The organism is Oceanisphaera arctica (assembly GCF_002936955.1).
Classification (GTDB): domain Bacteria; phylum Pseudomonadota; class Gammaproteobacteria; order Enterobacterales; family Aeromonadaceae; genus Oceanimonas; species Oceanimonas arctica.
This window is the reverse complement of sequence record NZ_MPZM01000036.1, coordinates 1-23,537: the sequence shown is the minus strand read 5'-3', so window position 1 is coordinate 23,537 and position 23,537 is coordinate 1. Positions and strand designations below refer to the sequence as shown.

Annotated in this window: 19 protein-coding genes, 1 pseudogene and 1 other annotated feature; of the genes and pseudogenes, 5 read left to right on the top strand and 15 right to left on the bottom strand. The window is 58.2% G+C overall.

Annotation, left to right across the window (positions count from 1 at the left end):
* Positions 1–3: 3 nt before the first annotated feature.
* The 3 genes from UN63_RS13305 to UN63_RS13295 form a co-directional block, all read right to left on the bottom strand.
* Complete coding sequence (locus tag UN63_RS13305; RefSeq protein WP_219821171.1) at positions 4–1,845, bottom strand: MrcB family domain-containing protein; 1,842 nt, start codon at positions 1,843–1,845, stop codon at positions 4–6.
* A 68-nt stretch (positions 1,846–1,913) separates the two neighbouring features.
* A complete protein-coding gene (locus UN63_RS13300; RefSeq protein WP_104487319.1) occupies positions 1,914–4,808 on the bottom strand; it encodes a DEAD/DEAH box helicase family protein in 2,895 nt (964 codons plus the stop codon).
* The gene (locus tag UN63_RS13295; protein ID WP_104487317.1) at positions 4,805–5,389 is read right to left on the bottom strand and encodes a class I SAM-dependent methyltransferase; all 585 of its coding nucleotides are present in this window, start codon (positions 5,387–5,389) and stop codon (positions 4,805–4,807) included. Before UN63_RS13295 ends, UN63_RS13300 begins: the two co-directional genes overlap by 4 nt.
* Before the next feature lie 162 nt (positions 5,390–5,551).
* Here UN63_RS13295 and UN63_RS13290 point away from each other — a divergent pair, with 162 nt between their 5' ends.
* Entirely contained in the window at positions 5,552–6,049 is a 498-nt protein-coding gene (locus tag UN63_RS13290; protein WP_104487314.1) for a nucleoside deaminase, read from the top strand.
* Between the two features lie 373 nt (positions 6,050–6,422).
* Here the strand turns inward: UN63_RS13290 and trpA are convergent, their stop codons facing one another.
* The 6 genes and pseudogenes from trpA to UN63_RS13265 all read right to left on the bottom strand — a co-directional run bounded on the left by trpA (position 6,423) and on the right by UN63_RS13265 (position 12,957).
* The gene (gene trpA, locus UN63_RS13285) at positions 6,423–7,232 is read right to left on the bottom strand and encodes a tryptophan synthase subunit alpha (protein WP_104487311.1); all 810 of its coding nucleotides are present in this window, start codon (positions 7,230–7,232) and stop codon (positions 6,423–6,425) included.
* Positions 7,229–8,422 carry a tryptophan synthase subunit beta gene (gene trpB, locus UN63_RS13280; protein ID WP_104487309.1) on the bottom strand — a complete coding sequence of 398 codons (1,194 nt, stop codon included), beginning with the start codon at positions 8,420–8,422 and terminating at the stop codon, positions 7,229–7,231. Before trpB ends, trpA begins: the two co-directional genes overlap by 4 nt.
* On the bottom strand, positions 8,419–9,807 hold the full coding sequence (trpCF, locus tag UN63_RS13275; RefSeq protein WP_104487306.1) for a bifunctional indole-3-glycerol-phosphate synthase TrpC/phosphoribosylanthranilate isomerase TrpF: 1,389 nt from the start codon (positions 9,805–9,807) through the stop codon (positions 8,419–8,421). The genes trpB and trpCF overlap by 4 nt, the downstream gene beginning before the upstream one ends.
* Positions 9,801–10,796: an anthranilate phosphoribosyltransferase gene (gene trpD / locus UN63_RS17330; protein ID WP_229793578.1), complete on the bottom strand. Its 996-nt coding sequence runs from the start codon at positions 10,794–10,796 to the stop codon at positions 9,801–9,803. Before trpD ends, trpCF begins: the two co-directional genes overlap by 7 nt.
* Positions 10,797–10,805: 9 nt before the next feature.
* Positions 10,806–11,414: pseudogene (locus UN63_RS17325) on the bottom strand (aminodeoxychorismate/anthranilate synthase component II); the annotation flags it as partial.
* Positions 11,407–12,957, bottom strand: a complete 1,551-nt coding sequence (locus UN63_RS13265) for an anthranilate synthase component 1 (RefSeq protein ID WP_104487301.1) — start codon at positions 12,955–12,957, stop codon at positions 11,407–11,409. The gene UN63_RS13265 and the pseudogene UN63_RS17325, both read right to left, overlap by 8 nt.
* Before the next feature lie 176 nt (positions 12,958–13,133).
* Positions 13,134–13,236, bottom strand: a sequence feature (Trp leader region).
* Positions 13,237–13,348: 112 nt separating this feature from the next.
* On the opposite strand from UN63_RS13265, the gene rnm reads away from it, so the two are divergent.
* The 3 genes from rnm to rluB are packed head-to-tail and all read left to right on the top strand — an operon-like array spanning position 13,349 to position 15,751.
* Positions 13,349–14,173, top strand: coding sequence for an RNase RNM (rnm, locus tag UN63_RS13260; RefSeq protein WP_104487298.1), 825 nt, complete (start codon positions 13,349–13,351; stop codon positions 14,171–14,173).
* 18 nt (positions 14,174–14,191) lie between these two features.
* Positions 14,192–14,812, top strand: coding sequence for an L-threonylcarbamoyladenylate synthase (locus tag UN63_RS13255; protein WP_104487296.1), 621 nt, complete (start codon positions 14,192–14,194; stop codon positions 14,810–14,812).
* 9 nt (positions 14,813–14,821) lie between these two features.
* A complete protein-coding gene (rluB, locus tag UN63_RS13250) occupies positions 14,822–15,751 on the top strand; it encodes a 23S rRNA pseudouridine(2605) synthase RluB (RefSeq protein ID WP_104487335.1) in 930 nt (309 codons plus the stop codon).
* A gap of 287 nt (positions 15,752–16,038) precedes the next feature.
* Here rluB and UN63_RS13245 read toward each other — a convergent pair whose 3' ends face one another.
* From UN63_RS13245 to UN63_RS13220, 6 genes are all read right to left on the bottom strand, one after another.
* The gene (locus UN63_RS13245; RefSeq protein ID WP_104487294.1) at positions 16,039–17,013 is read right to left on the bottom strand and encodes an alpha-L-glutamate ligase-like protein; all 975 of its coding nucleotides are present in this window, start codon (positions 17,011–17,013) and stop codon (positions 16,039–16,041) included.
* Positions 17,006–18,574, bottom strand: coding sequence for an inactive transglutaminase family protein (locus tag UN63_RS13240; RefSeq protein WP_104487292.1), 1,569 nt, complete (start codon positions 18,572–18,574; stop codon positions 17,006–17,008). Before UN63_RS13240 ends, UN63_RS13245 begins: the two co-directional genes overlap by 8 nt.
* A gap of 5 nt (positions 18,575–18,579) precedes the next feature.
* Complete coding sequence (locus tag UN63_RS13235) at positions 18,580–19,347, bottom strand: ATP-dependent zinc protease family protein (protein ID WP_104487290.1); 768 nt, start codon at positions 19,345–19,347, stop codon at positions 18,580–18,582.
* Positions 19,340–20,350, bottom strand: coding sequence for a tRNA 5-methoxyuridine(34)/uridine 5-oxyacetic acid(34) synthase CmoB (gene cmoB, locus UN63_RS13230; RefSeq protein WP_104487287.1), 1,011 nt, complete (start codon positions 20,348–20,350; stop codon positions 19,340–19,342). Before cmoB ends, UN63_RS13235 begins: the two co-directional genes overlap by 8 nt.
* Positions 20,347–21,075, bottom strand: a complete 729-nt coding sequence (gene cmoA / locus UN63_RS13225) for a carboxy-S-adenosyl-L-methionine synthase CmoA (protein ID WP_104487285.1) — start codon at positions 21,073–21,075, stop codon at positions 20,347–20,349. The genes cmoB and cmoA overlap by 4 nt, the downstream gene beginning before the upstream one ends.
* A 385-nt stretch (positions 21,076–21,460) precedes the next feature.
* The gene (locus UN63_RS13220; RefSeq protein ID WP_104487282.1) at positions 21,461–22,303 is read right to left on the bottom strand and encodes a DUF72 domain-containing protein; all 843 of its coding nucleotides are present in this window, start codon (positions 22,301–22,303) and stop codon (positions 21,461–21,463) included.
* A gap of 270 nt (positions 22,304–22,573) precedes the next feature.
* Between UN63_RS13220 and aspS the strand changes: the two genes are divergently transcribed.
* The coding region (gene aspS, locus UN63_RS13215; protein ID WP_104487280.1) for an aspartate--tRNA ligase at positions 22,574–23,537 on the top strand (964 nt) is incomplete at its 3' end.

The window sequence follows — 23,537 nt, the reverse complement described above, 5'->3', positions numbered from 1 at the left end:
GGGTTATGGCCAAAAACTGGTAAAGCCTGATTTAGAGAGTCGATTCTGCATCCACGTAATTTTTTTCTTACTACGGCATGGAATAGTGATAACACTACCATCATTTTTCTCTCTGTAAAGATCTGGACGAGCCGAGTCTGAGTTTTCTGGTTCATGCCATATGTCTGATAATTCATTCTCCAAGGTGCTGTGTAATTCCATAAGTAATGATTTTTCGATATCATTATGGGCAAGCTTATCGCTATCACCTTCAATGCGTGGTAGCACTTTACACATTAAGAAATCATCCCAAATGGCTTTCAGCTCAGTATCCGATTGTGGCTGCTGGCTGATTACTGAAAGGAGTAGCTCATTTAAAGATCGAAACGCAAGTTTAAAAGGTGTGTTGTCCAGTACCTCGTTTACCGAATTTAAAAAAGCTATGCTCTTTTTCCCATCAATATCAATATCTGGTAGCTGTTCGATGTTTACGAACGACCAAATGGGATAGGTAAGAGCTTTGTTTGTGGTGGTAGGATTGAAATACTCGGAAAAGTCATTAGGGAAGAAGTCGCCAAAATCGAAACTTAGAGCGCGGTCAATCACCTTGCGCGAGAAACCATGGGTAGTTTCATCCATATTTACCGTTCCCGCCACAATCAGGTTGAAGGGGATGCCGATACCATGCTTGCAGAATAATTGCCACAATACATCATATTTCTCATCAGCTAACCCTAATTCTTCACGTAACTTGTCAGGTTCTGATAGCTGGTTAATGGTGGTTGCTTTTAATAAGGGGTCACTAAGGTAGCAGAACTCACTTTTATTCCATGACCATTGTCGAGTTTCTAATACAGATAAATAGTCAGCAAAGTATTGCTCAACAGGTGCTAGATTCATTTCATCAAGGCACAGCCAATAAGGTAAAACGCTGTGTAGTTGCTCATGCTCACCAGATGCAGCGAAAGCTTCCCCTTGATTATCAATATATTTTCTTTCAACGCTAATGCCAGCATCAACAATGGCACGCCATGCTTTAGTGATAAATTGAAGTACATCGGTAATGACGTATTCTGCAGCTCCATTCAAGCGGGAAATGTAGCCCAGTAAATCACTCGGTTCATGCCAGTCAGGGCGTACGGATACGAGACAGTATGTTTCGTTAAGGCTTCCAGTCTTCTCAGCTTGCTTACGTATAAATCTGGATTTCCCTGTGCCGGAAATGCCGGCGAGCAAGAGTAAGGGCTTAGATAATGATTGCAGACTCACTTCTTTATCATTATTAGTGTTTTCATTCATTTTCACCCCTTCTAAAGATGAGTAAATGCTCAATATTTCATTAAGATCTGAAAGTAAAATGTTATCATCAGGAATGGAGTTGGCTGGATAGAATTTTGCCCCGGCAGAAGCCCACTCATACGATTTCCCCAAACTTGTATTTGAATTTAAGTTTATGGTTTCATTCCAGGAGTCCAGTTTAGTTACAGATTTACGTATTTCTTCTCTTAGTTGAGCTGATTCTTTTCTGGCACCTTGAGTTCCGTATTTTTCTTTAAGTTCTGTGGTGCCAAACCCGAGAGATAAATATAGGCCTGAACCATCAGCACAGAACAGGTAAACTGGATAAACTCCTGATTGAGTGGAGGTGGTTATTCTAGGGTTTAAGATTGATAGCCATGGAACACTCGCCCAGTTTCCTGCTCCAGCGCTTGATTTAACTTCATAACTTGGATCAAATAGAGAGACTTCTTTTTTCACTTCTCGTAATAATTCTTGTCTTAGCAAATTTGCGACTGGATGATCAGTGAATTGTTCATGAATAGCTGAAGACCAACTATTAGTGACTGTTTCCAGTATTTCTTTCAATCTCATCCTAACCTCTGAAAAATAAGAAACGCATGATGTTTTACCATGAAAAATTCTGATACCGATTTCTACTCTGCAATCACTCCCCTGAACCGTGCAAAAGGTTTCATCTCATCGGTGACGGCCAGATCTTCATAATCCGGGTTGGTGGCGTGCAGTCGATAGCTGCCGTCCGGGTTTTTCTTCACTACTCGCAGCAGATACTGGTTGTCGCCGGACTCGTCCTGCCGTTCTATGGCCAGGGTCTGGTTGCTGATGGAGCCGGCGGTTTGCGGCGTTATCCATTCCAGCAATAACAGATCGCCATCCTGTACTGGCTGTTTGCCGCCGTTCATGGAATGTCCGCTGGCCCGGGCCAGAAAGTGCCGTTTGATGTCGAATGGACCGTAGTGATCCGCAATGGCCATCAGCTCGGCGTTTTCACCGCTGCCGGTTTTAAAGTGGCCACAGGCAATTTTCAGGCTCGGGAAGTAGGGCAGCTCGATAACGTCTGCTTGGGCAACGGTTGCAGGAGCCTTGATTCGGGCCAAGGCCTCAGCTTTGCGGCGGCGGTATTCGGCCAAGCGCAAATCCACCAGTTCCTGCATCATCTGGTGCAGGGTATCCAGCTCAGCTATGGGCAACTCAAAACGGGGGCAGAAGCGGTCGTCTTTAATCTCGAACCAGTAGTCGGCCTGCGAGCCCTGGTTGCCGCCGGTGCTGAACTTGATCGGGTTGCCCTTCCAGTAGCCGAGCCAATCGGTGGAGTCGGCGGACATGGCCTGTTGTCTGGCGGGCAGGTCGAGCTGCAGCAGATCCGGGTGGCGCTCCAGCACATAGCGCGACTGTTCGGCCAGTGCTACCAGCGTGGGCGGCTGACGCAGGCCATCCAGTTCCAGCAGTGCCTGCAGCAGTACGATTTTGAAGCTTTTGGTCAGCGTGGTGGCTTCTATGCCGGTCAGCAGAAAGTCCCGCAATTTTGCCAGTATCTTGCCGCCTTCTGCGGATAAGTCACCTTCGCTGTTGGTCAGTTCAAACCAGCTGCCGTGCTGCTTGCGCAGCTTGGCAAAGTCCAGCCCGGCCTGAAAGGCCTGTATCGCCGAAGGGCGGTGACCGAGTTGTTCTTTGAGCCGCCGGTAGTCATCAACGACTCTGACTTTTCCGCCGTAACGCAGCTTGTCCATCAGCGGGATCAGCTCGGGCTCAAGGTTGATAAAGCAACCTTCGGGCAGCGCCGGCGTTGTTTGTCCACTGCCGCCGTCGATTCGGGTTATCTCCTGCAACAGCTCCGGCTTGAACAGGCAGGCTTTATGGTTGCCTACCAGATCGACCACCATCAGCTGTTGCTTGCCCGGATGCAGGCGCAGGCCTCGGCCCAGTTGCTGCAAAAAGACGATGCGCGACTCGGTGGGGCGCAGCATCAGCAGGGTGTCGATGGCGGGCAGATCAGTGCCTTCGTTGAACAGATCCACCGAGAAGATGACCTGCAGTTTGCCGCCAGCCAGCTCGGACAGCGCCTGGTTGCGCGGCATGGCTGAGCCGGCATAGACGGCGGCGGCACGAATGCCCGCATCGGTAAATATCCGGGCCATGAAATCGGCGTGGCGGATAGAAATGCAGAAGGCCAGGGTGCGGTTCTGGGCGAAGGTGCGCCACTGTTCAAGGGCATGCCCGGCCCGCTTTTTACTGGCGAAGGCGGCGTCCAGCGCCTCGGGATCGAAGCGACCGTTGCGCCAGGGAATTTCGTCGTAGTTGATGAATTCGTCATAAACGCCCTGATAGATGAAGGGCACCAGATGGCTGTCTACAATGGCATCGCGCAGGCCCCGCTCGAACACCAGATTATCGTCACACAGGGCCAGAATATCGGCTTGATCGGTTCTGTCTGGCGTGGCCGTCAGCCCCAGCAGGAAACGGGGGCGAAAATGATCCAGCAAGCGGCGATAGGTTGGCGATGTACTGTGGTGAAATTCGTCCACGATGATGTAGTCGAAGTGATCCGGCGCAAACCGGCGTAGGTGGACGGCCCGGCCCAGGGTTTGTACCGAGGCGAACAGCCAGTCGGCCTGATCCTGCTGCTGGCCGTTATACAGGCCGGTGTGTGCTGTGGGCTGCATGCGAATGAAGGTGGCCTGAGCCTGGCGGATAATCTCGTCGCGGTGGGCCACAAACAGCAGCTTTTTTGCCTTGAGCTGGCGGGCGTCGAAGGCGGCCAGCCAGGTTTTGCCCAAGCCGGTGGCCATGACCACCAGCCCCCGTTTGTAGCCCTGGCTGCGGCTGGCCTTCAGCGCCGCCAGTGCTTCTTCTTGTACCGCATTGGGCAGGGGCGTTTCGCGCAGGGTCTCGGCATCGGTCGTGCTGTCACCGGTAATGACGCGCAGGCCGGTGAGCGGACTGTGCTGGTAGCGGATCAGGTAATCGTCTATCCAGTCGTGACTGAGCGGTACTACCCGCGCATCCTGCGCCAGTTGCTGCATTTGTTCCTGTAACGCCAGCAGACTGGCAGCGGCGGGGCTGGTGCCGTCATCGTCTACCCGCAGACACCAGTTCCACTCCAGCGAGTCGGTGAGGGCGGCGCGGGAGATATTGCTGGAGCCGACAAAGCCCAGCCCCGTCAGCCGTTTCCGCGTGTGTTGTTGAATAAACAGGTAGGACTTTAGGTGAAAGCCGGGGTTGTCGGCGCTCTCGTAGATGCCGACGCGGGCGCCCCGTTCGGCCAACAGCATCAGCCGGCGCAGGGCCACCGGCTCGGTCACGTCCAGGTAATCGGAGGTAATGACGTCGAGTTGTACGCCTCTGTCCAGAGCCTCGAACAGCGCATCCTGCAGTAGCGCCAGTCCGCTCTGGCGAATAAAGGACACGGCGATGCCGATGCGGCTGCTCTTGCCGGTGACGTTGATGGCGTCCAGCAGGGGGCCGAGCAGTGGCTGGTTGAAGCCGGGATCGTTGGGGCCGCCACCGGCGATCAGTTGTGGGGCCGTCATGCTGGCACCTTTATCAGCAGGGCATTCAGCCAGCGTTCCTGTTCCCGGTCGGGACGCAGATCGCCGGTTTGCCATTGTTCGGCGATGTGCAGCGGCAGGCCCCGCAGCAGTTGTTTCAACCCGTTTTCATCCAGGTTGGTGAAGTGGCGGCCCTCGCGGCAGGTTTCTCCCTGGCCGTATTTGAAGGAGCAGTAAAATACGCCGCCGGGCTTCAATTGCGCGGTCAGGTGAGCCATTACGGCGGCCAGTTCGGTCAGCGGCACATGCAGTAAAGAGGCACAGGCCCAGATGGCGTCTGCCGGGGCTGGCGTGCTGAAGTCTTCGAAGCGGCACAGTGCCACCGGCAGACCGCTATGGGTGCGGGCCAGCTGCACCAGCGCGGGGCTGGCGTCGAAGGCGGTTACCTGGTATCCCAGACGGAAAAAATGCAGGCTGTCTCGCCCCGAGCCGCAGCCGGCATCCACAATATGGCCGCCGGCCGGCACTCTCGGTAGAAAACGGTCGTAAAGCGGCGTCATGTCTACCGTTATGGTGTTACGGAAGAAGCCGTCGGCCTGTTGCTGGTAATAGTCGAGAGACATTTTCCTGCTTTGATATTTGTCGTTTGTTCAGTACCTTATCAGACAGAAGCAGGGCGTACATAGCCTTTGCTGCCGTTGCGGTGCTTTTGTGGCACCCGCGTCGGTCGGCTTGTGATGAATGGAATATACCCCGGTTATATTGGCGAATGGATGGAGGCAACAATGGCTTTGAACGAACAGGATTTACGATATTTGCGTCGTTGCGTGGCGCTGGCGGAAGAGGCGCTGGACGGTGGTGATCGGCCGTTTGGCTCCATTCTGGTGTCGGCCGAAGGGGCCGTGCTGGCGGAGGATCACAACCGGATTAACAGCCATGAACCAACCTGGCACCCGGAAGTGGCGCTGGCACACTGGGCCGCCGAGCACCTGAGTGAAACCGAGCGTGCTCAATCCATCATGTATACCTCGGGCGAGCATTGCCCCATGTGTGCTGCGGCACACGCCTGGGCGGGACTGGGGCGTATTGTTTATGCCAGCTCGGCGGAGCAGTTTGCGGGCTGGTGTGCCGAGTGGGGGCTTCCTCCCTCGCCGGTGAACCCGCTGGCCATCAACGAGGTGGCGCCAGACATACAGGTGGCAGGCCCTGTGCCCGAGCTGGCCGAGCAGGTTCGCGAGTTGCATAAGCGGTATTTTGGAGTGACAGATAGCGACAAGGCCTAAGCGACAGCAAGCCGTCAGCTATCAGCTGTCAGTCAAACCAACTGGGCGGTGGGAGTGGTGTTGTGCCTGATGATTGGGCATCGCCTGTTCCGGCAGCTAAAGCGCCGGCTACAAAACAGATTCCGATGTCTGTTGAGGGTTTGCGCCGCATAAATGGGCGCTTACGGAGTCTGCAGCCCGACTAAAAGTGACACCCCCACCCAGCCTCCCCCTGGGGTAGCCTCGCTGTTATGTCTGTTCTGCCGCTGCCAAGGGGGAGGGGCCGTTCGGCGTCGCCGGCAGAATAACGGCAGGAACGCGGCAACAAAAAAGCCGTAGGCGGTTCTGCCTACGGCTTTTTTGTCTTTTCTTCCAGCTTACGGTTTTATAGCTTTCAGCTCTGTTTTGTAGCGGCTTTCATGTCTTTTACGAAACCGGTCAGGGCGTCCAGCATGGCCTGGGGGTTGTTCAGGTTCTGTTCGATGATCTTGACCACGGCGGAGCCGGAGATGGCGCCGGCGGCACCGGCGCTAATGGCGTCGCGTACCTGTTCGGGGGTGGAGATGCCAAAGCCGAGCAGTGACGGCGGCGCATTATATTGCTTGAGGGTCGCAACCAGGGTGTCTACCGGCTTGCCAGCCTTGGTTTCGGTACCGGTTACACCGGCGCGGCTCAGCAGGTAGGTATAGCCGGAGCCCATTTCGGCCACGGCCTTCAGGGTGGCTTCGTCACCGTTGGGCGGGGCGATGAAAATGGTCTCTATGCCAGCCTTGTCGGCGGCGGCCTTGAAGGGCTCGGCCATTTCCAGCGGCACGTCGGCGACCAGTACCGAGTCCACACCGGCCCTGGCGGCACGGCCATAGAAGCTGTCCATTCCCGGTGCATAAACCAGGTTGGCGTACACCAGCAGGCCGATGGGCAGCTCGGGGTACTTCTCCCGTACCCGGGTCAGCATGTCGAAGCAGATTTGCGAGTTGGTACCGGCCGCCCGGGCGCGCAGGGTGGCGGCCTGAATGGTGGGGCCGTCGGCCACCGGATCGGAGAAGGGAATGCCCAGCTCCAGGGCATCTGCGCCACCGGCCACCAGGGCGTCAATCACCTTGAGTGAATGCTCGGGCGTGGGGTCGCCCAGGGTTACGAAGGGGACGAAGGCGCCTTCATTTACGGCCTTGAGGCGGTCAAACAAACGATCGTAACGGCTCATTTCAGGGCTCCTTGCTGCTCTAGGATATCGGCGACGGTAAAGATGTCCTTGTCGCCACGACCGGACAGATTAACCACCAGCACCTGCTCTTTTTCCGGCTCGGCTTCGGCCATTTTCAGGGCGTAGGCCAGGGCGTGAGAAGACTCCAGCGCCGGAATGATACCTTCGTTACGGGCCAGGGCCTGGAAGGCGCTCAGCGCTTCTTCATCGGTCACCGACACATACTGGGCGCGGCCCGTGGTGGCAAGATACGCGTGCTGGGGGCCGACAGAAGGAAAGTCCAGCCCGGCAGAAACGGAGTAAGACTCTTCTACCTGGCCGTCTGCGTCGTGCATCATCAGCGAGAGCATGCCGAAGAACACGCCCTTGGTGCCTTCGCCCAGGGTGGCGCCGTGTTCGCCGGTTTCAATGCCCTTGCCGGCGGGTTCTACGCCGATCAGCCTGACGTTTTCTTCATCGATAAAGTCGGCGAACATGCCGATGGCGTTGGAGCCGCCGCCTACGCAGGCGATCACCGCATCGGGCAGACGCGCTTCGTGCTCCATTATCTGCACCTTGGCTTCTTCGCCGATCATGCGCTGAAATTCACGAACTATGGTGGGGAAGGGGTGCGGGCCGGCGGCGGTGCCCAGCATATAGTGGGTGGTGTCGTAGTTGGCGGTCCAGTCGCGCAGCGCCTCGTTGCAGGCATCCTTGAGGGTGGCGGAGCCGGAATGCACCGGTACCACCTTGGCGCCCATCAGCTCCATACGGAATACGTTGGGCTTCTGCCGTTCGCAGTCTTTGGCACCCATGTAGACGATGCATTCCATGCCCATCAGGGCACAGGCCAGGGCGGTGGCCACGCCGTGCTGGCCGGCACCGGTTTCGGCGATGATGCGCTTCTTGCCCATACGCTTGGCAAGCAAAGCCTGTCCCAGTACCTGGTTGGTTTTGTGGGCGCCGCCGTGCAGCAGATCTTCCCGCTTCAGGTAGATGCGGGTCTTGGTGTTGGCGGCCAGGTTGCGCACCCGGGTCAGTGGGGTGGGGCGGCCGGCGTATTCGGTCAGCAGCTCGCGAAATTCACGGTCAAACTCCGGGTCCTGCTGGGCATCCACAAAGGCCTGCTCCAGTTGCAGCAGGGCCGGCATCAGAATTTGCGGCACGTACATGCCGCCAAAATCGCCGAAAAAGGGGTTCAGTAAGCTCATAATGTAGTTATCCTGCGTCCGTAATGTCTGAGAGAGGCGAAGGCGGCGTTCAGTTTGGCCGCGTCTTTCTGCCCGGGGGCGCTTTCTACGCCGGAGTTCAAGTCCAGGCCAATGCAGCCCAGAGCGGCGGCGTCTGCCGCGTTGTTCGGGGTCAGGCCGCCGGCCAGCATGGCACCGGCCTTGTTTATGTCATTCAGCAGTTGCCAGTTAAAGGCCTGGCCGGTGCCGCCGCTCTGGCTGCCGACCTTGGTGTCGAACAGCAATCGATCGGCACCCTGGGGAAGGGCGGGCAGGCTGTCGCTCACCGGTACCGCCTTCCATACCGCCACTGTGGGCAGAAACTGCTTCAGCTCACTGATGTAGGCGTCGTCCTCGGCACCGTGCAGCTGCACTGCCGTCAGGCCCAGCTCGAGGGCGGTACTGGCCACCTCGTTAACAGCGTGGTTCTGAAACACACCCACATAGAGGAGCGGGGCGGCGGCCATGACGATTCTGGCCTGTTCTATATCCACACAGCGGGGGCTCTTGGCTACGAAGATCAGGCCGCCGAACACGGCACCGGCCAGGTGGGCGGCGGCGGCATCTTGCGGCCGGGTCAGGCCGCAGACCTTGTTGTCACCCAGCGTCAGCCGGCGTACGGCCAGTTCCAGATCGTCTTCGGCCATCAGAGAGCTGCCCACCAGAAAGCCGTCGGCGTGGGCCGACAGTGCCTTTACCTGGGTGTGCTGATAAATACCGGATTCGGAGATCACGATGCGATCGTCCGGAATAAGGGCGGAAAGCACGCGGGTACGGTCGAGATCGATGCTCAAATCGCGCAGGTCCCGGTTGTTGATGCCGATGACCCTGGCATTCAGCGCAATGGCGCGTTCCACTTCTTCTTCGCTGATCACTTCGGTCAGCACGCCCATGTTCAGAGACTGGGCCACCGCATTCAGCTCGCGATATTCGTCGTCGTTCAGTACCGACAGCATCAGCAGTATGGCGTCGGCCTTGTGGTGGCGAGCCAGTTTGATTTGGTAGGGGTCTATGATGAAGTCTTTGCAGATCACCGGCTGGCTCACCTGGTCACGCACCCGGGTCACAAACTCGAATTTGCCCTGAAAGTACTTTTCGTCGGTCAGCACCGAAATGGCCGAGGCATGGCGGCCGTAAACGGCGGCGATGGCGTCCAGATCGAAGTGTTCGCGGATCAGCCCCTTGGAGGGCGAGGCTTTCTTGCATTCCAGAATAAAGGCCGGCTTGCCGGCGCTCAGGGCCGCCACAAAGGGGCGATCGCTGGGCACCAGGTCGGCTTCAAAACTGCTCAGGGGTTGGGTCTGCTTGCGCTCTGCGACCCAGATTTTCTTGTCGGCAACAATTTTGCCCAAAACGGTACTTAACATTGGCTCAACTCCGCCAGTTTATTAGCTACTTCCATGGCTTTGCCCGACTTTAACACAGCCAGCACCTGGCCAACCGCTTCTTTTAAGGTCTCGGCCTGGCCGCTCATCACCAGCAGGGGCGCCACGTTCATGGCAATGACGCCCTGCTGGGCAGGGGTGCCGCGGCCTTGCAGCAACTCCAGGGTAATGGCCTTGTTTTCACTGGGCTCGCCGCCGGCAATGGCGCTGATATCAAAGCGTTCCAGGCCCAGCTCTTCGGGCGTGATGCTGTATTCGCTGATCACGCCGTTGTTGATTTCCGCCACCGTGGTGGGGCCGTGAATGGCAATTTCATCCAGACCGCTGCCATGCACCACCATGCCGCGTTTGAGGCCCATGGCCAGCAGGGTGTCGGCAATGGGGCGCACCAGGTGCTCGGAATACACGCCCAGCAGCATAAAGTCGGGTCGGGCCGGGTTGATGAGCGGGCCCAGCACGTTGAAGATGGTGCGGGTTTTCAGGGCCTGGCGCACCGGCATGGCATGGCGAATGCCACCGTGGTAGTTGGGGGCAAACAGGAAGCAGGCGTTCACTTCATCCAGGCAGCGGCGGGCACGCTCTGGGCTCATGTTCAGGTCGATACCCAGTTGCTCCAGCAGGTCGGAAGAACCGGACTTGGACGACACACCGCGGTTGCCGTGCTTGGCCACCTTGATGCCACAGGCGGCGGCCACCAGGGCCGAGGTGGTGGACACATTGATGGTGTTCATGCCATCGCCACCGGTGCCGACGATGTCGCAGAAGGCATATTCGGGCCGGGGGAAGGGTGAGGCGGCTTCCAGCAAGGCCTGCGCCGCGCCGGCAATTTCATCCGGCGTTTCGCCTTTCATTTTCAGCACGGTCAGCAAAGAGGCCATGGTCATCTGATCCATCTCGCCCTTGATCAGCTCGCCAAACAAGGCCTGAGACTGGGTGCGGCTGATGTGCTCGCCGCGATACAGTTGCTCCATGGCTTTGGTTTCCGGTGCGCTTAAAAAGGCCAGGCTTTGCTCCAGAAGGCGGGCACCCTCTGTGGTCATGATGGATTCGGGATGAAACTGAAAACCCAGTACCCGCTTGGCGGTATCCTGCACCGCCATGGTCATGCCCTGGTAGTCGGCAATCACCGGCAGTGTGCTGGGGATTTTGGTGCCCACCAGCGAGTGATAACGCGCCACCGGCAGCGGGTTGGACAAAGTGGCAAACACTCCCTGGCCGTTATGGCTGATAAGCGAGCTCTTGCCGTGCTTGATTTCACCGGCGCTTTCTACGGTGCCGCCGTAGTGCTCCACCAGGGCCTGGTGACCCAGACAGATGCCCAGAATAGGGAAGCGACCGATGCAGGCATTAATCAGCGCCGGCATGTTACCGGCTTCGCTGGGAATGCCGGGGCCTGGCGACAGCACCAGAATGGGCCGCTCGCCTTGTTGCTGGCATTGGTCCATGGCGGCGACCAGTTGCGTCACCGGCACCGTATTGCGATACACCTTGACGGTGGCGCCCAGGGTACGGAACTGGTCCACCAGGTTATAGGTGAAAGAATCGTAGTTATCGAGCAGGAAAATGGTATTAACTGAAGTGTTAGTCATGGCTCACCTCCGCCAGTGTGGTGCCGTGGGCCAGGGCGATGGCATTGAGTACCGCCGCCGCCTTGTTGCGGGTTTCGTCGGCTTCCGACTGGGGGTGGGAGTCATACACCACGCCGGCGCCGGCCTGTACATGGGCCACGCCATCACTGACAAAGGCCGAGCGGATCACGATGCAGGTGTCCATGTCGCCCAGGCCGTTAACGTAGCCCACGGCGCCGCCATAGCTGCCCCGGCGTTGCTTTTCTACCTGGCGGATCAGTTCGCTGGCGCTGATTTTGGGGGCGCCGGTCAGGGTGCCCATGTTCATACAGGCCTGATAGCCGTGCAGGGCGTCCAGGTCATGGCGCAGGGTGCCGACCACGCGAGACACCAGATGCATGACGTGGCTATAGCGGTCTACGCTCAGCAGGTCTTTTACGTAACGGCTGCCGGGCTCGCTGATGCGGGCAATGTCGTTGCGGGCCAGGTCTACCAGCATCAGGTGCTCTGCGGTCTCTTTGGCGTCCTGGCGCAGGTCCAGCTCGATGCGGCCGTCCAGGTCCAGGTTGATGGTGCCGTCCGGGTTAATGCCGCGCTTGCGGGTACCGGCAATGGGGTACATTTCCACCTGGCGGCTGTGGTGATCAAATTTGACCGAGCTCTCGGGGCTGGCGCCGAACAGGGTGAAGTCCTGATCGTTCACATAGAACAGATAGGGGCTGGGGTTGGTCTGCTTGAGCTTGCGATAGGCGGCCAGCGGATGCGGGCAGGGCAGGCTGAAGCTGCGCGACGGCACTACCTGAAAAATATCGCCCGCCAGAATGTGCTCTTTCAGGTTGACCACGTCGGCCCTGAATTCGGCATCGCTCTTGCTAGCCTGTATCTTGCCTTCGAGTCGCTCGCCGGCCTTGGGCTCAGGGTGAACCTGGCCACAGGCGCCGGCCAGTTGATCCAGCCGGGCCTGCAACCGGGGCTGTTCGGTCGGGTCGAACACGCTGGCAGACAGCCGACCGGTTTCTTTCTTGTGATCCAGGGTTACCAGGGTTTCGGCCAGATAGAAGCAGAAATCGGGGCAATTGTTGATGCCCTCGGAAACGTCCGGCAGCTGCTCGAAGGAGGCAATGAGATCGTAAGAGAAGGTGCCGGCCATAAACAGATGCTGCTGGCCCTGATTTGCGGTGAAGCGAGTCAGAATAAGGCGCAGGGTGTGCAGCACGGACGGGGCCTTGAGGCGGCTGTCTTCGTCCAGGTTGTCATCGGCCTGGGGCAGGGTTACCAGCAGCTGGTGCCCGGTGCGTTCGCCGCCGAGCGCCTGTTCAACCAGGTTCAGGGCGGGCAGGCCGTTGGCGTTGAGGGCGGTCAGGGTCACCTGATGGTGCCGGCATACCAGGCGCACACAGGCGTCCAGCATCAGCAGGCTCTGGGTACCGGCCTTGGTGTCTATTTCGGCAGACTCCAGCAGCATGCTGTTGTCGCCCGGTTGGGTTAGGGCTGCGAATAACGCGAGCGGATCGTCGGTATAGGGTGCATCTTGCAATAACACGTGGAGCTGACCATGCGCCATCTTGTTTTCCTTTTTGGTTAGTCGCGGTCATCAGGTATTTGCCTGATCACCTGGCTGGCAATGTCGTCATCGGTAATGGACACGAATGCCGTTTGTAGCGGCGTAAAACTGGGCCCGGCTTGCCATCGCCAAAAAACTCTCCTGCTCGGTTTCATCGCATCACCTTTTGCTGGATAATAAAAAAGCCCGCAAGGTTGCGGGCTTTTATGTTCGCTGAGACTTTAAGACGAATACAGCAAATCACACCACCCGAGATTAGGGAGTGTGCCACCACCAGATAATGTATAGAGTGGAATTTTGCTGAAACATCGCGCTCTTCTCGTTAATCAGAAACTGGATACAGTTAAACGATAATCGGGGGTGCAAGTCAACCCTGAACACAGGATTTTTTATGCGAATCGATCTGCACAGTCATTCCACCGCCTCCGATGGCCAGCTGACGCCTACCGAGTTGATGGCCCGGGCCGCCGAAAAAGAGGTGGATGTGCTGGCGCTGACCGACCACGACACCCTGGCCGGGCTGGAAGAAGCCGCCCTGGCGGCCGAGGCCTACGGCGTTCGCCTGATCAACGGGGTGGAAATCTCCTGCCTGTGGGAAGCGCTGGAAGTGCATGTGGTGGGGCTGAATATAGAGCGGCACCACCCGGGCCTGAACGGGCTGCTGGCCGAACAGCAAGAGCGGCGCGAACAGCGCGCCCGGCTGATGGCCGAGCGGCTGGAAAAGGCGCGCTTTCCCGGTGCCTATGAAGGGGCCCGGGCGCTGGCAGGCGAGGCACCCATTACCCGCACCCACATGGCCAAATGGCTGCTGAGTCAGGGGGCGGCGGATTCGATTCCCAAGATCTTCAAGAAATATCTGAGCCGGGGCAATACCGGTTATGCACCGCCCAACTGGTGCTCGCTCAATGAAGCCATTACGGCCATTCAGCAGGCCGGTGGGGTAGCGGTGCTGGCGCACCCGACCCGTTACGACTTGTCCAACAAGTGGGTCAGGAAAATGCTGACGGCCTTTGCCGAGGCGGGAGGCGATGCGATGGAGGTTTCCATGGCACAGCAGAGCCCGCAAGAACGTGCTACGTTGGGTCAATGGAGCAAGGATCATCAGCTGGAAGCCTCGGTAGGCTCCGACTTTCACTATCCCAGCCAGTGGCGGGAGCTGGGTCGGCAGCTGTGGCTGCCGAAGGAAGCCACACCCGTATGGACACGCTTTATCTAAATCATTCCGGGAGGAATTATGAGCCAATATTTTGAACTGCACCCCGACAATCCACAGGCGCGCCTGATCAATCAGGCGGTGGCTATTGTGCGTCAGGGCGGGGTGCTGGTGTATCCCACCGATTCCGGTTATGCCATCGGCTGCCTGGTGGGCGACAAGAACGCCATGGAGCGTATCTGTCGTATCCGTAAAATCGAAAAGGATCACAACTTTACCCTGGTATGTCGGGATCTTTCCGAGCTGTCTTTTTACGCCCGGGTCGACAATGGCGCCTTCCGGCTGATGAAAAACAACACCCCCGGCGCCTATACCTTTATTTTGCAGGCCACCAAGGAAGTGCCCAAGCGGCTGCAAAATCCCAAGCGTAAAACCATAGGTCTGCGGGTGCCCGATAACGCCATCTGTCTGGCGCTGCTGGAGGCGCTGGGCGAGCCGATGATGTCGTGCAGCCTGATCCTGCCCGGTGAAACCGAGGCGGAATACGATCCGCACCTGATCCGCGAAAAGCTGGAAAAACTGGTCGACCTCATCATCGACGGTGGTGTGCTGGATCCCAGACCCACGACCGTGGTCGAACTGTATGATAATACCCCTGTTATCGCCCGCGAAGGCGCTGGCGATATCCGTCCCTTTGAATAAGTGAATGACATGACTGAAAAACTGCAAAAAGTGCTGGCCCGAGCAGGCAAGGGCTCACGCCGCGAAATTGAAACGCTGATAAGCCAGGGACGGGTCAGCGTAAACGGCAACGTCGCCCATTTGGGTGACCGGGTTACCGGCAACGAGCCAATTCGGGTCGACGGCCACCTGGTGGAAACCCAGCCCGAAGGCGAAATCATCTGCCGCGTGCTGGCTTACCACAAGCCGGAAGGCGAGGTGAGCACCCGCAAGGATCCGGAAGGTCGCCCTACCGTATTCGACCGACTGCCCAAGCTGCAGGGCTCGCGCTGGGTGGCGGTAGGCCGATTGGACGTGAATACCTCCGGTTTGCTGATGTTTACCACAGATGGCGAGCTGGCCAACCGCCTGATGCACCCGCGTCATGAAATCGACCGGGAATATGCGGTGCGGGTATTCGGTGAAGTGACCGAAGCCATGCTGCAACGTCTGCGCAAGGGTGTGATGCTGGAAGACGGCATGGCCAAGTTCGACACCATCAAGTACAGCGGTGGCGAAGGCATGAACCATTGGTTCCACGTCACCCTGAAAGAAGGCCGCAACCGGGAAGTGCGTCGCCTGTGGGAATCGCAGGAGATGCAGGTCAGCCGCTTGATCCGGGTGCGCTATGGCAAGATTGAACTGCCCCGCAACCTGCCACGCGGCGGCTGGGCCGAAATGCCGCTGGACCAGGTGAACTACCTGCGCAGCGAAGTCGGCTTGACCAACGAAGAGCAGAGCAAGGTCGACGTACACGCAAGCGACCGTTACAAGCAGGTGGCGCAAATCCGCAAGGCCGTGCGCAAGCATAACTCCCGCGTGAAGGGCGACGGCGCAGGTACCGGAGCGGCCGCGAAAAAGCCTGCCCCCACACGCCCACGCAGCCCCAGCCAGCGCCAGAAGCGCAAGACACGGCTTTAAGAGCAGCGGTAAGCTTTAAGCGGTAAGAAAAACGGCGCCAGGAGTAATCCCGGCGCCGTTTTTTTTGGCTTAGCTCCCTCCCCTTTGAATCGAATGGTCGGAATGACTGCGGGGTGCAACGCAAGGGGAGGGTTGGGGAGGGGTTTCTGCAGGGTGTTTACATGTTCTGCGATGTCGGTGCCCCGGTCAAAAGTGGCACCCCCTCCCAACCTCCCCCTGGCGAGAAGCCGCTGTTATGCCTGTACCCAGGTGCCAAGGGGGAGGGGTCGTTCGGCGCCTCACGCAGTTCACACCACTTCGCTGGCAAACTCCTTGCGCGAGAAGGTGACTCGCTCTTCCGGAGGCAGGGTGAACTTCTTGCCCAGCTTTTCGATTTTGCGCAGTCGTGGCACCAGGCCGGCGGCGTTGGCGGTTTGAATGGCCAGACCGGGGCGGGCGTTCAGTTCCAGCAGCATGGGACCTTTATGTTTGTCCAGCACCATGTCGGTACCGATATAACCCAGGCCGGACATCTCATAACAAGACGACGACAGGCTCAGCAGTTGTTCCCAGTAGGGGACTTTCAGCTCCAGCAGATCGCGTCCGGTATCCGGGTGATAGCGAATGGGCAGGTTGAACTGTACCGCGCGAATGGCGCGGCCGGAGTTGATGTCCAGCCCCACACCTACGGCGCCCTGGTGCAGGTTGGCCTTGCCGTCGGAGGCCTCGGTCGACAGGCGCATCATCGCCATGACCGGGAACCCCTTGAATACGATGACCCGGGTGTCGGGCACGCCTTCGTACGAGAAACCGTCGAAGACATCATCGAAGTTGATCAAGGCTTCAATCAGCGCCACATCCGGCTTGCCGCCGAGCGAGAAAAGCCCGGCCAGAATATTGGACACGTGCCGTTCCAGCGCACCGATGTTTTCGCCCTTGCCACTGGGTTTGACGAAGTTTTTCTGGTCGTGGTTGACGATCACCACTATGCCCTTGCCGCCGGAGCCCTTGGCGGGCTTGATGCAGAAGCCCGGCCAGTCTTTGACCATCTCCCACAGGTGGGTAACCTGATGCTGAAACTCAATAACCCCGATCAGGTCGGGCACGGTCACGCCCGCGTCCAGCGCAATTTTCTTGGTCTGCAGCTTGTCGTCCACCAGCGGATAAAGCCGGCGCGGATTATAGCGGCTGATATAGGAAATATTGCGCCGGTTCATGCCCATGATGCCCATCTTGTCGAGGGCGAAGGGCGAGGCGTATTGTTCAAGCCAACGCTTAATCATGTTTCTGCTTACCCGACTTTTGTTCATCACCTCTTTGCTCATCAACATTCAGTTCATCAACAAGGGGCTTGAAACGCTTGAGCTCGGTCAGGCGATAACCGGTGTAGTTGCCCAACAGCAGCACCACGGCCATCACAATCAGCTGCAAGCCAAGGAAGTTGAAGGTGAGGTGGCGAACCAGCTCGCTGTTCATCGCCAGAAAAGCCACCACGGCCACCATGAGCGAGCCGCCACCCTGCTTAACCACTTCCTTGGGGCCTTCTTCTTCCCACAGAATCGACATCCGCTCTATGGTCCAGGCCAGGATGATCATCGGGAAGAAGGTGATCTTCATGCCCTCGGTCAGACCGAGCTGATAGGCGACGATGCTGAAGAAGCCGATCATGCCGATAACCATGATGATGACCGCCGATATTCGCGCCACCAGTAGCAGGTTAAGGTGCGACAGGTAGGAGCGCAGTATCAGACCGGTGCCGACAATGATCAGGAAGCCGACCAGACCGGTGAGCAGGCTGGTCTGAATAAAGGCCATGGCGATCAGCACCGGCATGAAGGTGCCCGAGGTCTTGATGCCGACGATAATACGCAGGAACACCACCACCAGCACCCCGATGGGGATCAGCAATATGCCCTTGAACAGGGCCTGTTCTTCCAGCGGCAGGTTATAGAGCGAGACGTTGATCCAGTGTGGCTGATCAAACTTCTTCGCCAGCGCCACGTTCACCGGCTGCTCTTGTTCGAGCATGGTAAAGGTGACCCGGGAATTGCTGCCGCCGACCAGGTCCAGCACGGGGGCAGAATGATATTCCCACAGCAACAGCTGTTCCTGACGACCCTGATCACCGGTAACCGGGTTGAATATTTCGTACTGCCCGTTCGGTTCACCGCTGTACACCTGTACCACGTTGATCAGCGGCTGACGGCGACGACCGTCTTCCAGCTCCAGTCCCTTGAGCAGTCGGGCAGGTACATTGGCGCGGTGCAACAGTTCAACCAGCAGCGGGCCCGGGGCTTTGTACTGGGCCAGCAACTCGGCGTTCTGGCCGCGGTTGTTCAGCTCTTTCAGCAGTTCCCGGGTCAGGGTAATGCCGTCGGAGGAACGCTCCTCGGCCAGTGACAGCACCTGATCCATGGCGGTGGAGTAGGGCTCGGCGACGTCGGCCTGCATCATGGTCGGAATCTTGGTCGACAGCGGGCCCCTGGCGAAGGGATCCAGCATCATGTCGACCTTGTAGTACAGCTCCTGGTGGCCCGAGGCGTTGCGAATCGACCACTCGGCCCGGCTGCTGCCGTTGGCTTCAATAAACGAGAGGCCATAGCCCGGAGAGGCGGCGGACTCGTTCATCAGGGTAAAGCCGGGCTGACTGCCGGGAATGGCCAGCGAGGCCTTTACCGGTTTGTCGTTGGCTTCAAATTCCACCTTGGCTTCAATGGACCAGATCTGGCGCTTTTCGCCGGGTAGCCAAGGCACTTCGTACACGAAGTAACGGTGCAGCATCAGGGCCAGGCCGACCAGAAACAGGGCGGCAACTATGATATAAAACGGCTTGCGTGAGTACATTAAGTTTACTCGCTGGCAGGAGTCGGACGCTTAGGCTTGCCCTGCACGTTCTGGCGGGCAATATCGACCACGGCGATGTCTTTTAAAAATTCCCGGCCCAGCAGAACCGGATAGGTCATCTGGCTTCTGTCGGTCAGGGTAAATTCGGTTTTTTCGGACAGCCGGCCCAGACGCATGGTTAGCGCCACTACAGGGCGACGCTCCGTGCTGTCGGCAGAGGCCTGGCGAATGCGCACATAACGGACCAGTGGTGTTTCTACCGCCAGTTTTTCATCTACTCCCTCGTGGGCCAGGTTGAAGCTGACCCAGGGCTTGCCATCACGCTCGAATACGGTGATGTCCTGTGCGCTGAGCGAGGAGGTGGTGGCGCCGGTATCGATACGTGCGGAGAAGCTGTCGCTGACCGAATCCAGCCAGACTGATTCGGTTTCGCCCACGACCAGTTTGCCGTCCCGGGTTTCATTTTCCGGGTAGTCGGCCGGGGCAGCCTCTTGTGCGGTCGGCTGTACGGCGGGTGCGGGAGCTGGGATCTGCTTTTTCAAATTCCTGATATCCTGTTGCAATGCTTTCATAAAGGCGTGATGGTTGCTGCTGAGCTGCGCATTCTGCCGGGACATGGTGTCTGTCAGGCGGGCTTCCAGGCTGACGAGGTTAGCATCGAGCTGGGCCTCGGTAACAGGCTGGGGCTCGGGCTGCGCGTCCATCGGTGACGTCTGGCTGACGCAGGCAGTCAGCAGCAACGGTAATACCAGTGATGTCGCGACCTTATTCATAGCTTGCCTCTTGTTGTTGGTATTGCGGATCAATCGGCTTGTTGGCGATGATGATCGTGCGTTTTGGTGCCGGATAACCTTCTATGGTTTTACCGGGATCCTGCGGGTCCAGAAAGTCCGCCAGTGATTCGTTGCGCATCCAGTCGGTGCGTCTTTGTTCCTGCAGCGTGGTCGAACTCTCGTCCACCACACGTATGTTTTCGAAACCGCATTTCTTCAGCCAGCCGACCAAAGCGGCCGAGCTTGGAATAAACCAGACGTTGCGCATCTTGCCATAACGCTCGCCCGGCACCAGCACTTGATGCTCGTCGCCGTCGATGACCAGGGTTTCCAGTACCAGCTCGCCACCGCCGCGTAGCTGCGACTTGAGCTGCAGCAGATGGTCGATGGGCGAGCGGCGATGATAGAGCACGCCCATGGAAAACACGGTGTCGAAGGCTCTTAGCTCGGGCAGCTCTTCTATTCCCAAGGGTAATACCTGGATCCCGTTATAACCATTGGCGAAGTGTTTTATCGCCTCAAACTGGCACAGAAACAACTGGGAGGGGTCTATGCCCACCGCCATTTTGGCGCCAGCACCCATCATGCGCCACAGGTGATAACCGCTGCCGCAGCCCACATCCAGCACATAGCGATATTTTAGCGGGCTGATATGGGGTACCAGTCGATCCCACTTCCAGTCGGAACGCCATTCGGTGTCGATACTGATGCCGTGTACCTCGAAAGGCCCCTTGCGCCAGGGATGAAACTGACCCAGCAGGCTTTCGATTTTTTTCATCTCGCCGGAGCTTATCTCGCCGGGTCGACCGATGCTGACGCTGTCGGTCAGCTCGATACGTTCGGTGCTGATCTTCGGCAGCTTGTGCAGAGCCCGAACCCAGCGTGCCAGATCCCCATGCAGATGGGTTTTCTGCCAGTCGTGCAACTGGCCGGGCAGACAATGCAGCCAGTGGCTTAGGCGGTTTTTTGCTATCTGCTGATAGAAGTCGCTGAAGTCGATCATTTGATGGCAACCATGGATCCGAAGTTGAAACACTGGAACCAGAGATCCACATGCTGGAAACCCACCCGCTTCAGACGTGTTTTGTGCAGTTCGGGGGTATCCGGGCGCATGACGTTTTCCAGCGCGGTGCGTTTCTGGCTGATTTCCAGCTCGCTGTAGCCGTTGGCCCGTTTGAAGTCGTGATGCAGGTCGATCAGCAGTTCGTTGACCGTCTCGTCGGCGCTTATGAACTTTTCGCTCAATATCAGCACGCCACCCGGTTTCAGCCCCCGGTAAATCTTGCTAAGCAGGGCTTCACGCTTGTCGGGATCGATAAATTGCAGGGTGAAGTTCAGCACCACCACGGAGGCGTTGTCTATCTCGATGTCGCAAAGATCCGCCTCTGTCAGGGTGACGGGCACGTCCGACTTGAAGGCGGCGAGGTGACTGGCGGCCCGCTCCAGCATGGCGGCGGAGTTGTCTACGGCGATAATGCGGCAGCCCGGTTGCGTCAGGTTACGGCGCATTTCCTGGGTGGCGGCGCCAAGTGAACAACCCAGATCATAGAGCTGGCTGTCGGGCTGGGCGAAGCGGGTGGTCATCATGCCGATGGCGGAAATGATATTGGAATAACCGGGCACGGATCTTTTGATCATGTCCGGAAACACCTCTGCGACATTCTGATCGAAACAGAAGTCACCGAGCTGGGCGATGGGGGCGGCGAAGATATGATCTTTTGATTGCATGGCTTTAGTAATAACGACCTTGGCTTACGGCAGCAAGTGGCTGCACACAATGGCCGCCATTGTAAAATAAGCGCCGGGTATTGTCTTGCAGGCGACAAGGGGCGACGAAAATATATTTTGGCTGGAAGAGCGGTGAGGGCTATAGCTCCCTCCCCTTGAAACCGTTCCCGTAGAATAACGGTGGAGTGCAACGCAAGGGGAGGGTTGGGGAGGGGTTACTGCACCCGGTCAAAAGTGACACCCCCACCCAGCCTCCCCCTGGCGAAACTCCGCAGCCATGCCTGTGACTCCGCTGCCAAGGGGGAGGGGCAAAAGCAGGCCCAGCGCCGGTTGTTGTTTCCGTAGGCGCCCATTTATGCGGCGTGAACCTGCAGGGGGAAATGAGTTAAAATAATGAGCCTTGGGGGCCGGGGGCCAGGCCGGGGAAGTCGGGCAGCGGTTGGTGCAGGGCCGCCGCTATTTCTGCCGCCAACACCGGGGCCAGCCGGTTGTCGGCGGTATGCACGAACAGGTACACCGATTTACCTTCATCCAGCCAGCTGTTGATGCGCGGCACCCAGGGTTGCCAGAAGGGTTTGTTCACCTCCGGAGCGGGATGGCCGATAAAACGGACAACCGGCGCCGGGCCCGTGCTGATGATATGCACCGGTACCTTGGGCTTTTTCTGTTGGGCGTCCGCCAGCGCCGGCGTGGTGGGCGGGCAGGAAAACACCGGGCGCGAGTCCATGATGATGCGGTTGGCGCCCTTCTCCAGCAGCAGTCGGTTGAGCTGGCGCTCGGCCTCGCCCTTGGCGAAAAAGGCCGGATGCCGTACCTCCACCCCGTATTGAAACCGGTCCGGCAGGGCGGCCAGCAGTTGCTCGAGGCCGTCCAGTTGCTCGGGGCCGCAGGCGGCGGGCAGTTGAAGCATCAGCATGCCCAGTTTCTGGTGCAGCGGGGCCAGCTGCTCGATAAAGTCCAGCGCCAGGGGCAAGTTGTCGGTCAGCCGGCCCTGGTGGCTGACGGTGGAGGGAAACTTGAAGGTGAAGCGAAAATCTTCGGGCACCTGACCCGCCCAGCGCTGCAGGCTGTTGGCGTCGGGCACACCATAGAAGCTGGTGTTGCCTTCTACCGAGTTGAACACGCGGCCGTAGTCGAGCAGATGCTCGGTGGTTTTGAGCTCCCGCCCCAGCAGCTGGCCGGGCCAGGCGGGGTGGGACCACTGGCTGAGGCCCAGATATAACGGCATATTTTTCCTTTCAACAAAGGGATTCGGGACTGGGGAATGGGGAATCGGAGCCAGGAGAATACGGGATTTGCCTTTGCTAGTCCCCAATCCCTAATCCCCATTCCCCATTCCCCATTCCCCATTCCCTATCCCTATCCCTATCCCTAATCCCGCCTTTTAAAGACATGATTTTACGGCCCTTCGGGTTTTCCATTATACTAGCGCGCTATTTACTGACAAATTCATGAATCGCGGCCGTTTGGTCGCGTGACAACACCATAGGAAGACTCCATGCGCACTCATTATTGCGGGCAGGTTGACGCCGCCCTGGTTGGCCAGAGCGTGACCCTAAGTGGCTGGGTACATCGTCGTCGTGATCTGGGCGGTCTGATCTTCATCGACATGCGTGATCGGGAAGGCATAGTGCAGGTGTTCTTCGATCCGGACAAGGCCGAGGCCTTTGATCAGGCGTCGTCGCTGCGTGCCGAGTTCTGTATCCAGATCACCGGTGTGGTTCGTGCTCGCCCCGAGTCTCAGGTCAACAAGGACATGGCGACCGGTGAGGTGGAAATCTTCGCCCACGAACTGACCATCATCAACAAGGCCGATCCGCTGCCGCTGGACTTCAACCAGAACAACTCGGAAGAGCAGCGCCTCAAGTATCGTTATCTGGACCTGCGTCGCCCCGAACAGGCCCGCTACCTGAAAACCCGTGCCAAGGTCACCAGTAGGGTACGTCGTTTCATGGACGATCAGGGCTTCATGGACATCGAAACCCCCATGCTGACCAAGGCCACGCCGGAAGGCGCGCGCGATTATCTGGTGCCAAGCCGGGTACACAAGGGTTACTTCTACGCACTGCCCCAGTCGCCCCAGCTGTTCAAGCAGCTGCTGATGATGAGCGGCTTCGACCGTTACTACCAGATAGTGAAGTGCTTCCGCGACGAAGACTTGCGTGCCGATCGTCAGCCCGAATTCACCCAGATCGATGTGGAAACCTCCTTCATGAGCGCCGAGCAGGTGCGGGAAGTGATGGAACAGCTGGTACAGGATCTGTGGCAAGACGTGGCCGGCGTGGATCTGGGCACCTTCCCGGTGATGAGCTACGCCGAAGTGATGCGCCGTTACGGCTCCGACAAGCCGGATCTGCGTATCGCCATGGAACTGGTGGACATTGCCGACCTGGTGAAGAACGTCGACTTTCAGGTGTTTGCCGGCCCGGCCAACGATGCCAGGGGCCGCGTGGCCGCGCTCA